Consider the following 17,350-nt stretch of genomic DNA (forward strand, 5'->3'; position numbering starts at 1 on the left):
GGATCGCCAGGCGGATCACCGTGCCGTCGCTCTGCGGGTTCAGGCCCAGGTTCTGCGCGTTGATCGCCTTCTCGATCGGCCCGACCATGTTGCGGTCCCACGGCTTGACGACCAGCAGCCGCGCGTCGGCCACGCTGACGGTCGAGACCTGATTGAGCGGCATCATCGACCCATAGTTGTCGACCCGCACGCCGTCGAGCATCGCCGGGTTGGCCCGACCGGTGCGAACCTTGGTCAGACTCTTGCGGAGGCGGTCGATCGCCTCCTCCATGCCTTCCTTCGCGAGTTCGAGTACCTCGTCCATCGTCGTTCGCTCCTTGTCTCTCTCAGGTCTGGCCCGCGAGGACGCTCTCGCCGTCGGGGCAGACGAGTGTACCAATCTCCTCCCCGCACACCACCCGGCGGATGTTGTTCCGCTCGAGCATGTTGAATACGAGGATCGGCAGATTGTTCTCCTTGCACAGCGAGATCGCGGTGCTGTCCATGACGTTCAGGCCGCGCGACAGCACGTCTAGGTAGGTGAGCCGACTGTAGCGCACCGCCCCCGCATGCTTGTGCGGGTCCATATCGTAGACCCCGTCGACCTTGGTCGCCTTGAGCAGCACCTCGGCGTGGATCTCCATCGCCCGCAGCGCCGCCGCGGTGTCCGTCGTGAAGTACGGGTTGCCGGTCCCGGCCCCGAAGATCACCACCCGACCCTTCTCCAGGTGCCGCTCGGCCCGGCGCCGAATGTACGGCTCCGCGACCTCCTTCATCTCGATCGCCGACAGCACGCGCGTGTGCACGCCGCGCTGCTCGAGCGCGTCCTGCAGCGCCAGCGAGTTCATCACCGTCGCCAGCATCCCCATGTAGTCGGCGCTCGCGCGGTCCATGCCCGAGGCCGCCGCGCTCAGCCCACGGAAGATGTTGCCGCCGCCGATCACGACCGCGACCTCGACCCGCAGCGCCACGAGATCCTCGATCTCCTCGGCGATCGTTCGCATCACCTCGGCGTCGATGCCATAGCCCTGGGCGCCCTGCAGCGCCTCACCGGACAGCTTGAGGAGGATCCTCTTGTAACGCGGCGCTGCTTCCATGCCAAAGCACCTTCCCGACCCCACGGCCGGACACTCGATCTTCCGCTGCGAGCAACGAAGAGGGCGAGGTGCTGTCCCTCGCCCTTGCGCCCTCTCAGGCCTTCGCGGCCGCGACTTGCGCGGCCACCTCGGCGGCGAAGTCCTCGCTCTTCTTCTCGAGGCCCTCGCCCAGCTCGTAGCGGACGAAGCGGCGGATCTTGATGTTCTCGCCCAGCTTGGCCACGATCTCCATCTGGAGCTGCTCGATCGTCTTCTTGTCGTCTTTGACGAACTTCTGCTCGAGCAGCACGTTCTCCGCGTAGAACTTGGCGATCTGCCCGTCGACGATCTTGTCGACCATCTTCTCCGGCTTGCCCTCGGCCAGGGCCTTCTCGCGCAGCAGCACCCGCTCGGACTCCACCTTCGCGGTGTCCATCTCCTCGCGGCGGACCGCCGCCGGGTTCATCGCCGCGATCTGCATCGCCACGTCGGCCGTGAACTGCTTGAAGTCCGGCGTCTGCGCGACGAAGTCCGTCTCGCAGTTGACCTCGAGCAGCACGCCCACCCGGTTGTTGCTGTGGATGTAGGCCGTGATCACGCCCTCGGTGGCCACGCGACCCGCCTTCTTGGCGGCGGCGGCGAGGCCCTTCTTGCGCAGGTACTCGACCGCCTTGTCCTGGTCGCCGTCGGTCTCGACGAGCGCCTTCTTGCAGTCCATGAGGCCCGCGGCGGTGCGCTCGCGGAGCTCCTTGATCATTGCGGGGGTGACGGTGACGGACATGATCTTAGTTCTCCGAATCGTAGGCCGGGACCACGTCCTCTTCGGGCGTGGCGGCGGCCTCGGGCTGCGGCAGCTGGGTGCGACGCGAGACGATCTCGACGCGCGGGCCGTCGCCGCCGGTGGTCACGCGGATCGGCTCGGGGTCGCGGCCCTCGCCCGGGTCGTTGACCGCGCGGGACTTGCCGAGCTTGGTGCCCTCGACGCACGCGTCGCCGATGCGGGCGCAGAACAGCTTGATCGCCCGGATCGCGTCATCGTTGCCGGGGATCACGTACTGGATGAGCCGCGGGTCGGCGTTGGTGTCGGCCACCGCCACCACCGGCACGCCGAGGCGGTTCGCCTCGACCACCGCGATGTGCTCCTTCACCGGGTCGATCACGAAGACCGCCCCCGGGAGCTTCGGCATGTCCTTGATGCCGCCGAGGTTGCGCTCGAGCTTGCCGCGCTTGCGCTCGAGCATCAGCGCCTCCTTCTTGGTGATCTGCTCGTAGGTGCCGTCCTGGCTCATCCGCTCGATGCCACGCAGCTTGTCCACCGACTGCCGCACGGTCGTCCAGTTGGTCAGCGTGCCGCCGAGCCAGCGGCTGCACACGTAGTACTGACCGGCGCGCTGGGCCTCGAGCGCCATCACGTCGGCGGCCTGCTTCTTGGTGCCGACGAACAGCACCGGCTTGCCCTCCGCCGTGCACTGGCGGATGAACGCGTAGGCCCGGCGGAACATCACCGCGGTCTGCTGCAGGTCAATGATGTGGATGCCGTTGCGCGCGCCGTAGATGTACGGCTTCATTCGCGGGTTCCAGCGCTCGGTGCGGTGACCGAAGTGGACGCCAGCCTCGAGCAGCTGACGGACGGTGATGACGCGCTGGCCGTCGCTCATTTCGAGCTGGGTGTGCAGCTCGGGCGACGAGATTTCTTGAGCTTGAGTGGACATCGGACTGTTCGGACCTTTCGGCGTTGTTGCCTCTGCCCTCTTCACTGGGTCTCGCTCCACCGTGCGGTCAACGACCGCGAGGTGACGCCACGGGACCCTCCAAGGGCATGTGGATTTGAGTTCGGGCGGGCCCTGTAACACGCTCCCCGCCGCCCCTGCAAGGCGAGAGCCGCCACGCGTGAGCCTGCTCCGATCGGCCGACAGGCTCCCGTGCCACCAGGGTCCACTCCGGGCGGGTCCAAGGCCCGTGCGCATCCTCGCACATGTCGCGCGCCCCCGCCGCGTCCCCGACGGGCGCAGGCCGCTGCTATAAGCCACCGGTACCCATGCGTCGCAGCCTCTTCATCGCCGCCTTTGTCGCCGGAGTCGTCGGTGGCTGCTACCTGCGACCGGCGCCAGCACCTGGCTTCCGCTACTCCTGCGAGACCGACGACGACTGCCTCGCCCTCGACTGCGACGGCAAGGCGATCTCACTCGCCGACGCCGCCACCCTGATCGAGGGCTGCGACTCCGTCGAGGTCAAGAGCGACCCCTCGCTCGGCGTCGGCTACCGCCAAACCTGCCGCGCCAACCTCTGCGAGTACACCTGCGACCTCCTCACCTTCAAGACCGACTGCCCCTCCACCGAGGGCTTCGCGTTCTGCTTCAACGGCGCCTGCGCCAACCTCTGCGGCACTGACGACTACACCAAGTACAAGGGCTACGAGTCCAACGACGACTTCTGCACCGACCCGCAGACCTGCGTCCCCCTCAACGCCGAGAACGGCATCGACCCCACCATCTTCGACTCCCTCGGCGGCGGCGGCAGCCTCAACAACCTCGCCGACGGCGCCGGCTTCTGCGGCCAGCGCTGCGACGCCAAGGACGCCCCGCCCTGCCCCGCCGGCCAGTACTGCAGCGGCGCCCTCTGCCTGCCCGGCTGCGACAACCCCGAGGCCACCCCCTGCGCCGACGGCAGCATCTGCATCGCCCTCGCCGGCTACTCGAGCTGCCTCGTCCAGTGCGACCCCAACACCCCGGACAGCTGCGGCGTCGGCCAGGTCTGCGTGCCCGGCTTCGACGTGTGCCAGCCGACCTGCCTCGGTGAGGGCGCAGTCGACTGCGCCGACAGCTTCGAATGCGACGCCAACCTCAAGATCTGCGTGCCCATCAGCATCGACACCGACTCCGGCGGCAGCTCGAGCGGGACCACCTGAACAAGGGCCCATGCACCCGCGCACCCCCACCTCCACCTCGGCCCTGGCCGCCCTGCTCTCGCTCACCTGCGCCTGCGCGAGCCTCCAGCCCGCCGCCCAGATCCACATCGACCCGCGCCTCAACATCGGCAACATGAGCGAGCGCAACGGCTTCGAGCTGCGCACCGCCGCGGCACTGGCCGCCCGCGCCAGCGCCAGCTCCACCACCCCCAACGCTGGCCCCAACGCTGGCCCCGACGCCGCGCCGAGCAGCCGCCGCCCCGTCACGCCGATCCTCTTCTGGCTCGGCATCGGCCTCGCCGCCGTCGGCGGCGTCGGCACCATCGGCACCGCCTCCGCCGGCTTCGCCACCCAGCGCCAGATCTCCAACGGCTACCGCGACGGCGCCAACGTCAGCGACATCCACGACCTCGAGGATCGCGGCGACAAGCTCAACAAGGCCAGCATCGCCGGCGCCGCGATCGCGGTGATCGGCGCCGTCCTCGCCCTTACCAGCTACGGCGTCGACTACACCCGCTGCGGCCCGCTCGCCCCCAAGCGCCGCCGCGCCAACGCCCCCCCGGGCCGCTGCGCCGACGCCGACGACAAGTAACACCGGCGCCGCCATGGACCCGGCCAGCCCCGCGCCGCACCTGTCCCCCGGGACAGCCGAGTCCCCGACCCCCGCGCCCGCCGACCCCCTGCGCCCGGGCGTCGTCCTCGCCGCCCTGCTCACCTTGATCGGCCTGGTCCTGCTCCCGCAGCTCGGCTTCGGCCTGGTCTACGACGACGGCTGGACCCTCGTCACCAACGGCTTCCTCCGCGTCCCGACCGAGCTCGGCGCGCTGTTCTCCCCCGAGGCCGTCACCCGCAACATCCCCGACGCCTTCCGCCCCGGCCTGGTGCTGTTCGACGTCCTCAGCTACCAGCTCCTCGGCCTCGACCCGCGCTGGCACCACGCCGTCTCGATCGCCCTCCACCTCGGCGTCTGCGCCGCCCTGGCCGCCTGGCTGCGCCGCCTCGGCGCCCCCCTGATCCTGTGGGCCGGCACCATGACCCTGTTCGGCCTGCTGGCGATCCACGCCGAGGCGATCGCCGTCGTGTCCTTCCGCGAAGATCTGCTCGCCGCCCTCCTCGGCCTGCTCGCCTGCACCGTCGCCAGCGCCGCCGTCCGCTCGCGGCGCGCCTGGCCCCTCGCCCCGCTCGCCGCCCTCCTGTCCCTCGGGGCATGTGCGATGAAACAGTCGGCCGCCGCCCTGCCCCTGCTGTGGCTGCTCGCCGAGGCCCTCGCACCCTGGCAAACCCGCCGCCCCTGGCCCCGCCTGTTCGGCCTCGCGGGCGCCCTCCTGCTCGGCGCCGCCGCCCTCACGGCCTTCACATTCTGGCTCTACGGCGGCCTCAGCCCCTACGGCCTCGACAACCCCCGCCTGTTCGTCACCCGCACCGGCCTCGCCCCGGTGCTGGCCATGTCGACCCAGATCCACCTCGGCTACCTGCAGCAGATCGTCCTGCCCTTCGGCCTGTCCCCCGAATACGTCGACAGCGGCGCCCGTTGGGACGAGCCCGCCACCCTGCTCGCCAGCGCGGCACTCCTCTCGCTGCTCCTCTACGGCCTCGCCCGCGCCCGCGCCCGACCCCTGGCCTGCCTGGCGATCGTCGGCGCCTTCATCCTCGCCCTGCCGACCAGCAACCTCGCCCCCATGCCCAACATGCGGGCCGACCGCTTCATGTACCTGCCGAGCCTGCCCGTGTGCCTCGGCCTCGCCACCCTCACCCTCGCCGCCGGCCGCCGCCTCGCCACCTCCCTCGCCCGCCCCACCCTCCTCCTCGCCCCCCTCGCCGCCCTCGCGATCCTCCAGGGCGCCGTGCTCGCGGGCACCGCCTTCAACTACCGCAGCAACGGCCAGCTGTGGGCCGTCGCCCGCGCCCTCGCCCCCGGCTCCGCCCGCGCCCAGGCCAGCACCGGCGAGCTCCTCATCGCCAGCCAGAACACCACCACCGACAAGACCCGCCGCGCCACGGTCCTGGCCCGCGCCGAGGCCCACTGCATCCACGCCGAACGCCTTGACCCCCACTACGAGCTGCCGCAGCTGTGCTTCGCCCGCCTCGCCGCCGCCCGCCAGGACTGGCGCGAGGCCAGACGCCGTTTCGCCGCCGCCCTGGCCGACAGCCCCGACCGCAACGCCCGCATCCTCGCCGGCCTCGCCCAGACCAGCCTCGACCTCCCCAACCACAGTGAGGACGAACGCCGTCAGCTCGCCCTCGCCGCCCTCGAACGCGGCCTCCACGAATACCCCTACTCGCCGGAGCTCCACGACGTCGCCGGACAGATCTTCCATCGCCTCGGCGATCCACGACAGGCCCTCGAACATTACCGACGTGCCCTGACCCTCGCCCCCGAACGCGGCGAACCATTGCTCGCAGAGCTCGCCCTGCTCCTCGACCTGGGACTACCCGTGGCCGCGAAACACCTGCTCGCCGCACACCCGCAAACCTGGCTGGCCGCCGACCCCATCGATCGGACCGCGCTCATAGCGCGACAGCGCGACGCCTTGCAGCTGTTCGCGCCAACCATGATACTGTCCGCAGACCTCGTCGGAGTTTTCCCGGATGAACCGTAAATTTTTCACCCTGCTGCTCCTCGCGGCGATGATGATCGCCGCCGGTAGCATGGCGTGCATCAACACCGTCACGACCATCGAGATCACCGACGAGACCGACAGCGCGACCTGAGTCGTCGAGCCCATCGAGCCCACTGAGCGGGCCGAACAGGCCGAACGAGTCGTCCCTCAGCGCGTCACCCACATCATAGTGGGCATCCCCGGCGACGGCCGCCAGCGCGGCATCCAGAGCGATCCGCCAGCCCGGCAGCTCCGCCCCCCGACTGGCGCTCCCCTCCGCGCGACGCTCTGACCTGTCCTCCGCGACAGGTCGCAAAGGACAGCGCCCGCGGATCACCCGGGTGTGTCGCCGCGACCGCATCACGGCACCCCCGCGAACAGCTCGGGCCCCTGCACCGCCACATACGCCCGGCGCTCCGCGAGGTCGAGGTGGCAGTGGTGAGCGCAGCCGCAGCCGTCGATCACCAGCCCCTGCGCGTGCGCGACGTTGCGGACCGCCTCGCGCAACCCGTCCGCCGCGCGGGCCGACAGCCGCCACGAACCAGTGCTCGAGGTCGCCGCATAACGCCGCGACACCTCAAAGCCCGCCTCGACCCCCAGCGCCGCGATCAAGGTCGCCGCGGTCGCCGGCATGAGGCGACCGACGCTGAGGTGCACGTCATGAATGTCGGCCGCCGCGATGTGCCGCAGCAGCGGGTCGATCTGCCCCGGCCGATCGTGAAGGCCAGCCACCAGCGGACCCAACTGCACCGCCACCCCCACGCCGAGCCGGCGCAGGTGCTGGGCCTGCAGCAGCAGCGCGGGCGCCGCGTCAGCCTCCGGCCCGAGCAGGGCCCGCTGAATGTCCAGCTTGTGATGCGCCATCTCCAGCACGACCGTCGCCCCGTGGTCGCGGGCCGCCAGCGCCAGCGCCTTCGGCATCACCCGGGCCGTGCGGATGATCGCCCGCCGCCCGTGCGCCGCCAGCCAGCGCAGCGCGGCCTGGGCCCAGAACGCGTCCTCGCTGCGAGCCAGGCGCAGGGTCACCGCGGTGACCGCCTCCCCGGCCGCCTCGTGCTCGCCGATCAGCGTCGCCAGGGCGAGCTCGGGGCGGCCTGGGTCGCCCGAGGCCCCGGCCCGGCTGCCCAGCAGCACGTGCAGCCCGGTGCAGGAGGAGGTCACGTTCAGGGTCTGGAATCCGGTGCTCATGGTCAGCTTGCTCGCCTGTTCAGTAAACTGCCCCCCGTCCAGTCCTGAGTCAACGCCGCGCTTGATCTGAGCGAGATCAAGTGCCGTTTACACCCCTGAACACGGCGCGCGCCCCCGCCCTCCCGGCTGCCACAGATCCACGGGGCTCCCGGGTGGGCGGGCACACGCGCGAGGTTTGTCCGGGGCCCGGGCGAGTGTGTTAGAGCAGCGTCGCATTCGCATGGCCGACGGCAAAGCAGGCACCAGAGGCGCCATTTCCCTCCGAGACGTGGATCCAGACGCGCTCAAGGTCGTCCGCAAGCTGGTCGCCGGGGGCTTCGAGGCCTACCTGGTCGGCGGCTGCGTGCGCGACCTCTACCTCAAGCGCCGCCCGAAGGACTTCGACGTGGCCACCAGCGCCACGCCCGAGGCGCTGCGCCGCACCTTCCGCAACTGTCGCATCATCGGTCGCCGCTTCAAGCTGGCGCACGTGTTCTTCGGGCCCAAGGTCATCGAGACCAGCACCTTCCGCACCACTCCGGTGGCCGCCGAGGACGACCCGCTGATCACCCACGACAACGAGTGGGGCACCGTCGAGGACGACGCTCGTCGGCGCGACTTCACGATCAACGGCCTCTTCTACGACCTCGACGCCGACGCCATCGTCGACTTCGTCGACGGCCTCAGCGACCTCGACCGCGGCGTCATCCGCACGATCGGCGACCCCCTCCTGCGCTTCCAGGAGGACCCCGTGCGCATGATCCGGGCGATCAAGTTCGCCGCCCGCCTCGACTTCACCATCGAGACCGCGACCTGGGCCGCCCTCCTCGCCACCGTCCAGGACATCGCCAAGTGCTCCCGCGCCCGCGTGCTCGAGGAGATCTACAAGCTCATGCGCGGCGGCGGGGCCCGCCGCAGCTTCGAGCTGCTGCTCGAGACCCACCTCCTGCAGCACCTCATGCCCAGCTACCTCGAGCTGTTCGCCAAGCTCGCCCCGCCCGGCCTGCAGGCGCCCTCGCGCTCGCTGCCCGGCACCCCCGGCCGCTTGCTGTGGGACCTGCTCGGCGCGCTCGACGAGTTCACCGGCGCCACCCTGCAGGTCGCCGACAACGGCGTCCTCCTCTCGGTCCTGTTCGCCCCGCTCATCGACGACCAGTGGATGACCGCCTCGCGCCAGGGCCTCGACCAGATGATCGACGACCTCATGCTGCCCTTCTGCAGCGCCCTCGGCATCGCCCGCCGCGACCGCGAGCTCGCCCGCCAGATCCTCATGGCCCACCGCCGCATGGTCGAGGCCGTCACCCGCCGCAAGCGTCGGCCCTCCCTGGTCCAGCGCCAGTACTTCCACGACGCCCTCGTGTTCCTCGGCCTCTCGGTCAAGGCCCGCGGCGGCGACGGCAACGAGCTCACCCACTGGCAGCGCCTCGCCGCCGCCTCCGCGGGCAACGGCGGCCCTTCGCAACCACCAACGGGACTGGCAACGCCAGCGACGAGGACTCCGGCGCCGGCCCCAAGCGCCGCAAGAAGCGCACCCGCCTGCGCCGCCGCGACGACGACCGCCCCCGCTCCTCCTCTCCCGCCCGCGAGCGCGACGGCTCCTCGAGGTAGCGATGGCCCCCCAAGCTGACGGGCCGATCGTCGTCGAGCTGGTGTTCGGCGGGTTCCTCCCGCGAGGTAGCGATGGCCACCCAAGCTGACGGGCCCCCGCGCCCCGACCCCGACGATCTGCTGCGCCGCGGCACCAGCGACCACTACGAGGACGCGGAGCTCTACGACTTCGAGTACCGCGACCACCGCCACGACATCGCCTGGTACCGCAACCAGGCCCGCCGCATCGCCGCCACGCTCACCACCAGCGGCCTCGGCACCGGCAGCATCGCCACTGGCGGCATCGACATCCTCGAGCTCGGCGCCGGCACCGGTCGCGTCGCCATCCCGCTCGCCGAGGACGGCCACCGCGTCACCGCGATCGACCGCATGCCGAGCATGCTCGAGCTGCTCGCCGCCAAGATCGTCGACCACCGCGCCGGCGCCCGCGTCGAACCTGTCCTCGGGGACATCTGCGCCATGCCCCTGCCGGCGGCGCGCTTCGACCTCGTGATCGCCCCCTTCAACGTGCTCATGCACCTGTACCGCTGGCAGGACCTGCTGGCCTGCTTCCGCGAGGTCGCCCGGGTGCTGCGACCGGGCGGCAGCTTCGCCCTCGACGTGCTGCTCCCCGACATCGAGTGGCTGACCTGGGACCCGGTCGAGCGCCACAGCGTCACCTACTTCACCCACCCGGTCACCGGCGCCTCGCTGGTCTACTCGACCAACCACACCTACGACCCGAGCACCCAGGTGTGCCACGTCCGGATCTACTACGACGACGCACCGAAGCGGCCGCGGGCCTTCAAGCCGCCGCCCGAGCCGCGCCGCATCGTCCACCTCGCGCACCGCCAGATCTTCCCCGAGGAGCTGCGCCTGTTGATCGCCAGCGCCGGCCTCGAGCTCGAGAGCCACACCGGCAATTTCCGCAGCGGCGCCCTCGGCCCCGGCGTCGACGCCCAGTCGGCGATCGCCCGCAAGCCGCGCTGAACGACCAGGCGCTGAGCCCTCAGAACGGGCGGAACTCGGCCCGGTCCTCGAGCAGGACCGGCATCAACCTGCGGCTTGCGCTCAGAACGGGTGGAACTCGGCCCGGTCCTCGAGCAGGCGCGGGATCAAGATCAGCTTGCGGCCTTCATCGACCGCGATATCGGCCGGCGAGCTCAGGTCGGCCACCGGCGTCGTCACCGTGCTGAAGTCCGCCGACACCCGCAGCACCCCCGGGGCCTCCCACGAGCTCACCAGCCAGTCGCCGTCCTCGAGGTGCACCAGCCCGTCGAGCTGCCCCACCGCCAGCGTGATCTCCGGGAACGCGACTGGCACGTCGAGGGTCACGCTGAAGATCTTGTTGTCGTTGTAGGTCGCCAGGTAGAGCCGGTCCGCGTGGACCCACAGGCCGTTCGGCCCGAACACCGCCGGACTCGCCAGCATCACCGCCGGCTGGTCGTTGGTGTCGATCGCGTGGAGGATGTTGCTGCCGGTGTCGCTGACGAAGATGTTGCCGTCCGCGTCGGCCGCGAGGTCGTTGAGGAACACCGCCCCCTCGATCACCACCTCACCGAGCGGCAAGCCGCTGACGCGGTGAAACTTGCGGACCCGCGTGATGTCGGCCACCCACAGCGTGTCGTCGACGATCACCATCCCCTTCGGCGCGTCGAGCCCGACCGTGTCGTCGCCCCCGTCGATGAAGGTCAACGCGTCGATCGTGCCGTCCGGCAGGACCCGGCTGATGAAGCCGTTGTCGTCGACCGCATCCGGCGCGCCGTTGATATTGCTGATGAGGTACACGTCGTCGACCAGGTCGTGGGCGATCCCCTCCGGGTGACTCAGCCCCTCGACCACGATCACCCCGTCGCCGCCCGTGCTGCCCGCCCCCGTGCTGTCCCCGCCGGAGCCGCCGCTGCTGTCCCCCGCGCCGCTGCTGCTCGCCGCGCCGCTGGTCGTGGCGGTCGTCTCGCCGCCGCTCGTGCTCGCCGCCTCGCCCGTGGTCGGCGTCGCCGTCGCGCCGCTGCTCGCCCCCGTCGACGCCCCACTCGAGCTCTCCGCGACCGTCCCCGACTCACCCCCCTCCGCCGCGCCGCAGCCCGTGACCATGCCGACAACAAGAGAGAAGGGGATCGCCGCGACGCGCATGCCGCCGCCATACCACGACCCGACGCCGCGGTCGCGTTCGCGCCTCGTGTCTCGCCGCCCCGCAAATTTGTTGCCCCGCCACGCCCCCAAAAAACCGCCGATTTGTTGCCCCACCACGCCCCGACAAGACGCTGATTTGTCGCCCCACCACGCCCCCGACAAAACGCCGATTTGTTGCGCCCATGGCCACGGCGAGCCGCCGCGCCTTGCCCCACCACGCCCCCGACAAAACGCCGAATTGTTGCGCCCACGGCCCCCGCGGATAGCCTGCGAACCTCTCGCATGCAGTGGGTCAATCGCATCTTGCTCGCCGCCTTGCTGGCGTTCGCCGTGGCCTACCTGCCGCAGCACATCTACGCCAGCAGCGGCGCCGACGACCTCGGTCGCGTCGAGCGCGAGCACGCCGCCTTGCAGCGCAGCAACGACCGCCTGCGCGGCGAGATCGCGGCCCTGCGGGCCGAGCTCACCGCGCTCAAGCGAGACCCCGCCGAGGTCGCCCGCATCGCCCGCGAGGACCTGAACCTCATCCGCCCCGGTGAGGTCGTGTTCGAAGTCCAGCGCCCCGCTCCCACCGCGAAGACACCATGACCCACCTGCGTACCGTCTCGGATCTGCTCTGGCGCACCCGCTGGGCCCTCGTCGTGCTCGCCTCCGCGTGGCTGCTCATGGCCAGCGGCCTCGCCTCCACGGCGGCGCTGGCCCGCGGCAGCCTCCCGCTCGCGCTCGGCCTCGGCGTCTACGCTGCCACCCTCGCCCGCGCCGTCTGGCGCGAGCTGTCCCCGAGGACAGCCGCTCGCACGCCCCGCGCCGAGCTCGAGCTCGGCCTCCTCATCATCACCGGCGTGTACCTGCTGGTCGCCCTCACCGGCGGCCTCCACAGCGCGATCCACCCGCTGGTCTACGCCCTCGTCTCCTTCCTCCTCATCATCCACCGCACCCGCTGGGTCGCGCTCGCCTGGCTCGCCAGCATCGCCGCGCTCGAGCTCATCGTCGGCGCCAACGACGGCACCCTCGTCGTCTACCACCTCGGCTTCATCGGCTTCTTCGCCGCCGGCAACCTCCTCATCCTCGGCGGCCTCGTCGCGCGCCTGCGCGGCGAGCACGAGCACCGCGTCACCGGCGAGCTCGCCCGCATGCGCCAGGAGGCCCGCGACTTCCGCCTCATCGCCGGCAGCAGCGGCCGCAGCCGCGAGGTCGACGAGCTCCAGCTCGCCCAGGGCGCCGTCCACGGCATCCACGAGCAGGTCGCCTTCAACCTCGGCCTCCTGCGCGACGCTCTCGGCCTCCACGGCGCCGCCCTGCTGTGGCTGTCCGAGGACGCGCTCGTGCTCAAGCAGGCCGTCGGTCCCGCGGACGAGCTCTGCGAGACCCTGTCCGGCCCCGGCGTGCTCGCCGGCATCTGCCGCGACCCCCACCCGCTCACCCTCAAGAACATGACCGAGCGGCGCCTCCCGCCCTACTACCGCGACGACCGCGGCGGCCCCGTCGTCACCGACCTCTGCGCCGTCCCGCTGCTGCGCAAGGGCCAGCTGCTCGGCATCGTCTGCGCCGACCGCACCGGCGATCGCCCCTTCACCGCCGACGAGCAGGCCCGGGTCGCCGCCGCCGCCCAGCTGGTCCAGCGCATCGTCGAGCAAGAGCGCGTCTTCTCGGCGATCGAGCGCGGCAAGTACGAGCAGGAGCAGTTCTACCGCGCCAGCGAATTGCTGAGCGGCGCCCTCGGCCTCGACGAGGTTTACAGCAAGAGCTTCCGCGCGATCCGTGCGATCGCTGACTACGACCTCGCCGTGATCACCGGCTTCGACCCCGACGCCCTCACCCACCGAGTCCTCGCCGTCGACGCCCCCGGCCAGGCGGACCGCGAGTACGGCGGCGACTGGCGCGGCCTCAGCGAGCAGCTCACCGACCTCGTGTTCGAGGACGGCGCCGGCCTGGTCGCCATGGCCGTCAAGAACCGCCACCACATGCCCGCCGGCGACGAGCGCGTCGAGCCCGAGACCGTCGTCTTCACGCTCCACACCCGCATGCGCCACGCCCACAGCCTGCTGGTGCTCCCGCTGGTCCGCGGCGACCAGGTGCTCGGCACGATCTGCCTCGCCTCCGCCCGCGAGCGCCGCTTCCCGCGGCCGATCCGCGAGATGCTGCGCGTCATCTCGCATCAGGTCAGCGTCAGCCTGCAGAACGCCCGCATGTACCGCGCCATGGAGGAGCGGGCCACCACCGACGGCCTCACCGGCCTCACCAACCACCGCGCCTTCCGCGAGCGCCTGGCCCAGATCCACGCCCTCGCCGAGCGCACCGGCCAGAAGTTCGCCCTCATCCTCACCGACATCGACCACTTCAAGAAGGTCAACGACACCCACGGCCACCCCGTCGGCGACGCCGTGCTCAAGCGCGTCGCCGCGGTGTTCGCCGGCCGCGCCCGCAAGGTCGACGTCGTCGCCCGCTACGGCGGCGAAGAGTTCGTGCTCGTCCTCCCCGACACCGACGGCGAGGGCGCCCTGCTGTTCGCCAACAAGCTCCGCGAGGAGGTCGCCGCCCAGACCATGACCGCCGCCGACGGCACAACCTTTCAGGTCACGGTCTCGATGGGCGTCGCCGAGTTCCCCCACGACTGCCGCGACCCCAGCGAGCTCATCGAGCGCGCCGACCAGGCCCTCTACCGCTGCAAGCACGGCGGCCGCAACTGCGTGACTCGCTGGTCGCGCAGCCTGGCCGCCGCGAGCTAGGGCTTGCGTGGCTCTCGCAGCAGGCGCACGCGCACGTGCTGGTGCTGGCGGTGCTTGTACTGCGTGTGCGAGTTGTCGCCCTGCTCGTTCGCCTCGGCCGTGCCCTTGTCCATGATCTGGAACTCGGCGGTCACGAACACCACGCAGTGCTTCCCGTCCGCGCGGGCCCCCGGCGGCAGCAGCGAGTCGACCCGCACCGGCAGGTCGGCGATGAAGTTGAGCAGGCGGAAGCTCTGGCCCGAGAACTCGTTGGCCCCCGCGAGCCCGGCCGGGCCCGCCGGAGCCACCGGGGCCGCGCCGTCCTCGGTGTCGAAGCCGTCGTCGTGCAGCGCCTTGAGGCTGGCGAGGTCGATCAGCGTGTTCACCGTCTGACCCGGGACCACGTAGTTGAAGGGGATGCAGCGGTGCAGCAAGATCCGCAGCGTCGGCACCAGGTCCGCCGCGTGGCGGACGATCAACCGGAAGCGCAGCCGGTCGAACACCCGCGCCGCGCTGGTCTCCTTCTTGAGCAGCAGCTTGGTGACCTGCGACTCCTTGGTCTTGCGCGACCACGAGAACTCGACCACCGGCACCCCCGCCGTGCGCAGCTCGTCGAACATCCGCGTCACGCTCTCCTCGACCAGCGAGAAGATGTCGTTGTCGCTGATCGCCAGGGTCGTGCGCAGCTCGCGGGCGTCGAGGTGATGGATGATGTGCATCACCTTCAGCAGCATGCAGGCCTGGCGCTGCTGCGGCCCCGCCTTGCCCGAGGCCAGCAGCGGGATCTGGACCCACGGCGTCCGCTCCGCGACGCTCTCGTCGAGGCGCAGCTTGAGCACCTCGACGATGTAGCGCACTGCCTGCTGGCGCAGCTCGGCGAGGCGCTCACAGTCGCCGGCGTCGCCCAGGTCGAGGGCGTTCAGCGAGAGCAGGCGGCGAACGTCGGCCTCGCTGCTGAGGGCCAGGCGATGCCAGTCGATCACCGACTGTCCGCGCAGCAGCAGCTGGATCTCGCCGATGTCCTGGAGGCTGAGCTCCGTGCCGTTGCTGCCCTGCCACAGCGGTCCAGAGTCCGGCCCGGCGCGCAGCGGAGGTTCACGGTTATCGGGCTTGCCGGTCATCCCACCGGTCATCCCACCGAGCCAACTCCCGAGTCGGCCCCAGAGCCAGCCCCAGAGCCAGCAACTCTCAACCGCTCACGCGCCGCGAGAAGCGGAGGGTGCCGACGAGAAGACCGATCGTGACGAGGGCAGCACAGATGTTTCCGAGATACGCGGTCATGAAACCTTGCTCCAGTCCTGTTGGGGAGCCTGCTAGTTACCATGCGGGCTTCTGTGAAGGAAAAAGTCGGACATGTAGGACAAGCAGGAGGTCTTAAGCCGAACCTTCAGGCCCGGGCCGTCCCTGGGGACAAAGCCCGCAGCTCAAACGTCAGGCCCCAGTTAGCACATTCCCCGCGAGCTTGGAAAGCCCCGACGAGCCAATAAAATCCGGCAGATCCAACGGGAACCGTTGCACCTACACCGGTGAAATCCCGGCCTGGAGCCTGCGCCCGCGCGAGGCCACGGGCCGGGCTTGCCCCCGCCCGCCATCAGACCCCCGATTGGCACCCACTCGGCACCCGCTCGGCCAAGAAAATCCGCAGGGGACGAGAGATCTGGCGAAATTCCCGCCTGTGAGGCCCTCCATCGCAGAATGTCGGAGATTGGCCTGCATCGGCCCGATTGGCCACCGCCCGCCCGCGGCGGTACCGTGCCCGCCATGCGCGACCCGGACGACGACGACGACACCCCGCCACCCCGCGAGCCGCGCGAGGACCGGCTGTTCGGGTCGAGCGGCTTTCGCCGCAAGCTCAGCGAGGGACTGACCAGCCTCCTCGACCCCGAGGGCACCCTCGGCAAGGGCAAGGACTTCGTCACCGGCGTCTCGCAAGCGACCAAGACCGAGGTCATCCGCATGGTCTCCGCCGAGGTCCGCAACTTCCTCGACGGCATGGACACGGTCGACCTCATGCAGCGCGTGATCGCCGGCCTGGTCGTCGACGTGAAGGCCGAGATCCGCTTCTCCATCGACCCCAACGGTCAGCTCAAGTCGTCGATCGCGACCAAGGAGACGGAGATCCGCAGCGCCAACGAGGCCAAGAAGCCCGCGGAGACCAAGCCCGCCGACTACCGGCCCGAAACCAAGCCCGCCGACGCCAAGCCCACCGACGCCAAGCCCACCGGCAAGCACGAGTAGCGCACCTGTCCCGGAGAACAGCTCAAGCAGCGACGCCAGCTGCCAACGCCAGCGAGCACGAGTAGCGCACCTGTCCCGGAGGACAGCTCAACGCGTCGGGTTCACCAGCGGCGGCAGCTCCCAGCCCGCCAGCTCGACCGTCATCACGTCGCCCGGCCGCAGCGCGCACACCCCCTCCGGCGTGCCCGTGAAGATGATGTCGCCCGGCATCAAGGTCATGCACGCGCTGATGTACGCCAGCAGGAACGGCACCTCGAAGACCATGTCCGCGAGCGAGGCGTCCTGCTTGCGCTCGCCATTGAGACCACCCTGGATCCGCAGCGCCGCGGCCGGCAACACCGCGCCGGGCGGGCTCATGCGCAGCCACGGCCCGACCGGCCCGAACCCGTCGAAGCCCTTGGCCCGCGTCCACTGCTTGTCTCGCTTCTGCAGGTCGCGGTTGCTGACGTCGTTGCCGAGCGTGTAGCCAGCCACGTGCTGCCAGGCGTCGGTCGCCGCGATCGCCGTGGCCCGGCGACCGATCACCACCACCAGCTCGGCCTCCATGTCGATGCGCTCGTAGCCCCGCGGCAGCGTCACCGGCTCGCCGCTGGCGACCAGACAGCTCGGCGGCTTGAAGAACAGCAGCGGCTCCGTCGGCACCTCGTTGCCGAGCTCCGCCGCGTGGGCCCGGAAGTTGCGACCGACACACACCACCTTGCTCGGCCGCACCGGCGCCAGCAGCCGCGCCTCGCCCACGCGCCCGAGCCCCGCCCCGCCCGCGCTCGCCCGCACCCGCGCGTAGGGCTCGCCCGCCTCGTCGGCGAAGGGATCGTCGATCGCCACCAGCAAATCGTCCGCGGCCGGCGCCCCGCCGCTCGCCTGCACCTGCACCCACCGCGCGCCCGCGGCCGTGGCGACACGACCGACCCAGAGGACCTCGCTCGTCGACATGCCCCGAGGGTGCCGCGCGCA

Annotated in this window: 17 protein-coding genes; 9 read left to right on the forward strand and 8 right to left on the reverse strand. The window is 70.7% G+C overall.

The annotated features are described in order from the left end of the window. The 4 genes from IPJ59_RS13370 to rpsB all read right to left on the reverse strand — a co-directional run. On the reverse strand, positions 1–304 hold a 304-nt coding region (locus tag IPJ59_RS13370), incomplete at its 3' end, for a ribosome-recycling factor (protein WP_293271957.1). A gap of 22 nt (positions 305–326) precedes the next feature. After that, on the reverse strand, positions 327–1,076 hold the full coding sequence (gene pyrH, locus IPJ59_RS13375; protein ID WP_293263443.1) for a UMP kinase: 750 nt from the start codon (positions 1,074–1,076) through the stop codon (positions 327–329). A 94-nt stretch (positions 1,077–1,170) separates the two neighbouring features. Continuing rightward, entirely contained in the window at positions 1,171–1,836 is a 666-nt protein-coding gene (gene tsf, locus IPJ59_RS13380) for a translation elongation factor Ts (RefSeq protein ID WP_293263441.1), read from the reverse strand. A 4-nt stretch (positions 1,837–1,840) separates the two neighbouring features. Continuing rightward, positions 1,841–2,767, reverse strand: coding sequence for a 30S ribosomal protein S2 (rpsB, locus tag IPJ59_RS13385; RefSeq protein ID WP_463673360.1), 927 nt, complete (start codon positions 2,765–2,767; stop codon positions 1,841–1,843). A 326-nt stretch (positions 2,768–3,093) separates the two neighbouring features. Here rpsB and IPJ59_RS13390 point away from each other — a divergent pair, with 326 nt between their 5' ends. Genes IPJ59_RS13390 through IPJ59_RS13405 form a run of 4 tightly spaced genes read left to right on the forward strand, consistent with a single transcriptional unit; the run spans position 3,094 to position 6,675 of the window. Continuing rightward, the gene (locus IPJ59_RS13390; protein ID WP_293263439.1) at positions 3,094–3,963 is read left to right on the forward strand and encodes a hypothetical protein; all 870 of its coding nucleotides are present in this window, start codon (positions 3,094–3,096) and stop codon (positions 3,961–3,963) included. A gap of 10 nt (positions 3,964–3,973) precedes the next feature. Next, positions 3,974–4,555 carry a hypothetical protein gene (locus tag IPJ59_RS13395; RefSeq protein WP_293271959.1) on the forward strand — a complete coding sequence of 194 codons (582 nt, stop codon included), beginning with the start codon at positions 3,974–3,976 and terminating at the stop codon, positions 4,553–4,555. Between the two features lie 13 nt (positions 4,556–4,568). Further along, on the forward strand, positions 4,569–6,563 hold the full coding sequence (locus IPJ59_RS13400) for a tetratricopeptide repeat protein (protein ID WP_293263435.1): 1,995 nt from the start codon (positions 4,569–4,571) through the stop codon (positions 6,561–6,563). After that, positions 6,553–6,675, forward strand: coding sequence for a hypothetical protein (locus IPJ59_RS13405; protein ID WP_293263433.1), 123 nt, complete (start codon positions 6,553–6,555; stop codon positions 6,673–6,675). The genes IPJ59_RS13400 and IPJ59_RS13405 overlap by 11 nt, the downstream gene beginning before the upstream one ends. A gap of 248 nt (positions 6,676–6,923) precedes the next feature. Here the strand turns inward: IPJ59_RS13405 and IPJ59_RS13410 are convergent, their stop codons facing one another. Continuing rightward, entirely contained in the window at positions 6,924–7,751 is an 828-nt protein-coding gene (locus tag IPJ59_RS13410) for a hypothetical protein (RefSeq protein ID WP_293263431.1), read from the reverse strand. A 220-nt stretch (positions 7,752–7,971) separates the two neighbouring features. On the opposite strand from IPJ59_RS13410, the gene pcnB reads away from it, so the two are divergent. Further along, positions 7,972–9,357 carry a polynucleotide adenylyltransferase PcnB gene (gene pcnB, locus IPJ59_RS13415; protein WP_293271961.1) on the forward strand — a complete coding sequence of 462 codons (1,386 nt, stop codon included), beginning with the start codon at positions 7,972–7,974 and terminating at the stop codon, positions 9,355–9,357. Positions 9,358–9,410: 53 nt separating this feature from the next. Next, positions 9,411–10,307, forward strand: coding sequence for a class I SAM-dependent methyltransferase (locus IPJ59_RS13420; RefSeq protein WP_293271963.1), 897 nt, complete (start codon positions 9,411–9,413; stop codon positions 10,305–10,307). A gap of 81 nt (positions 10,308–10,388) precedes the next feature. On the opposite strand, the gene IPJ59_RS13425 is transcribed toward IPJ59_RS13420, so the two are convergent. Then, positions 10,389–11,450: an SMP-30/gluconolactonase/LRE family protein gene (locus IPJ59_RS13425; protein WP_293271964.1), complete on the reverse strand. Its 1,062-nt coding sequence runs from the start codon at positions 11,448–11,450 to the stop codon at positions 10,389–10,391. 282 nt (positions 11,451–11,732) lie between these two features. Here IPJ59_RS13425 and IPJ59_RS13430 point away from each other — a divergent pair, with 282 nt between their 5' ends. Both IPJ59_RS13430 and IPJ59_RS13435 read left to right on the forward strand, forming a co-directional pair. Next, positions 11,733–12,038, forward strand: a complete 306-nt coding sequence (locus IPJ59_RS13430; RefSeq protein WP_293263423.1) for an FtsB family cell division protein — start codon at positions 11,733–11,735, stop codon at positions 12,036–12,038. Further along, complete coding sequence (locus IPJ59_RS13435) at positions 12,035–14,179, forward strand: sensor domain-containing diguanylate cyclase (protein ID WP_293271965.1); 2,145 nt, start codon at positions 12,035–12,037, stop codon at positions 14,177–14,179. The genes IPJ59_RS13430 and IPJ59_RS13435 overlap by 4 nt, the downstream gene beginning before the upstream one ends. Here IPJ59_RS13435 and IPJ59_RS13440 read toward each other — a convergent pair. After that, positions 14,176–15,291, reverse strand: a complete 1,116-nt coding sequence (locus tag IPJ59_RS13440) for a TIGR04552 family protein (protein ID WP_293271966.1) — start codon at positions 15,289–15,291, stop codon at positions 14,176–14,178. The two genes, IPJ59_RS13435 and IPJ59_RS13440, sit on opposite strands and share 4 nt — an antisense overlap. Before the next feature lie 628 nt (positions 15,292–15,919). Here IPJ59_RS13440 and IPJ59_RS13445 point away from each other — a divergent pair. After that, entirely contained in the window at positions 15,920–16,396 is a 477-nt protein-coding gene (locus IPJ59_RS13445; protein WP_293263417.1) for a hypothetical protein, read from the forward strand. Positions 16,397–16,483: 87 nt separating this feature from the next. Here the strand turns inward: IPJ59_RS13445 and IPJ59_RS13450 are convergent, their stop codons facing one another. Beyond that, positions 16,484–17,329, reverse strand: a complete 846-nt coding sequence (locus IPJ59_RS13450) for a fumarylacetoacetate hydrolase family protein (RefSeq protein ID WP_293263415.1) — start codon at positions 17,327–17,329, stop codon at positions 16,484–16,486. Positions 17,330–17,350 lie beyond the last annotated feature (21 nt).

The organism is Nannocystis sp., from assembly GCF_016714285.1.
Taxonomy (GTDB): Bacteria; Myxococcota_A; Polyangia; order Nannocystales; family Nannocystaceae; genus Nannocystis.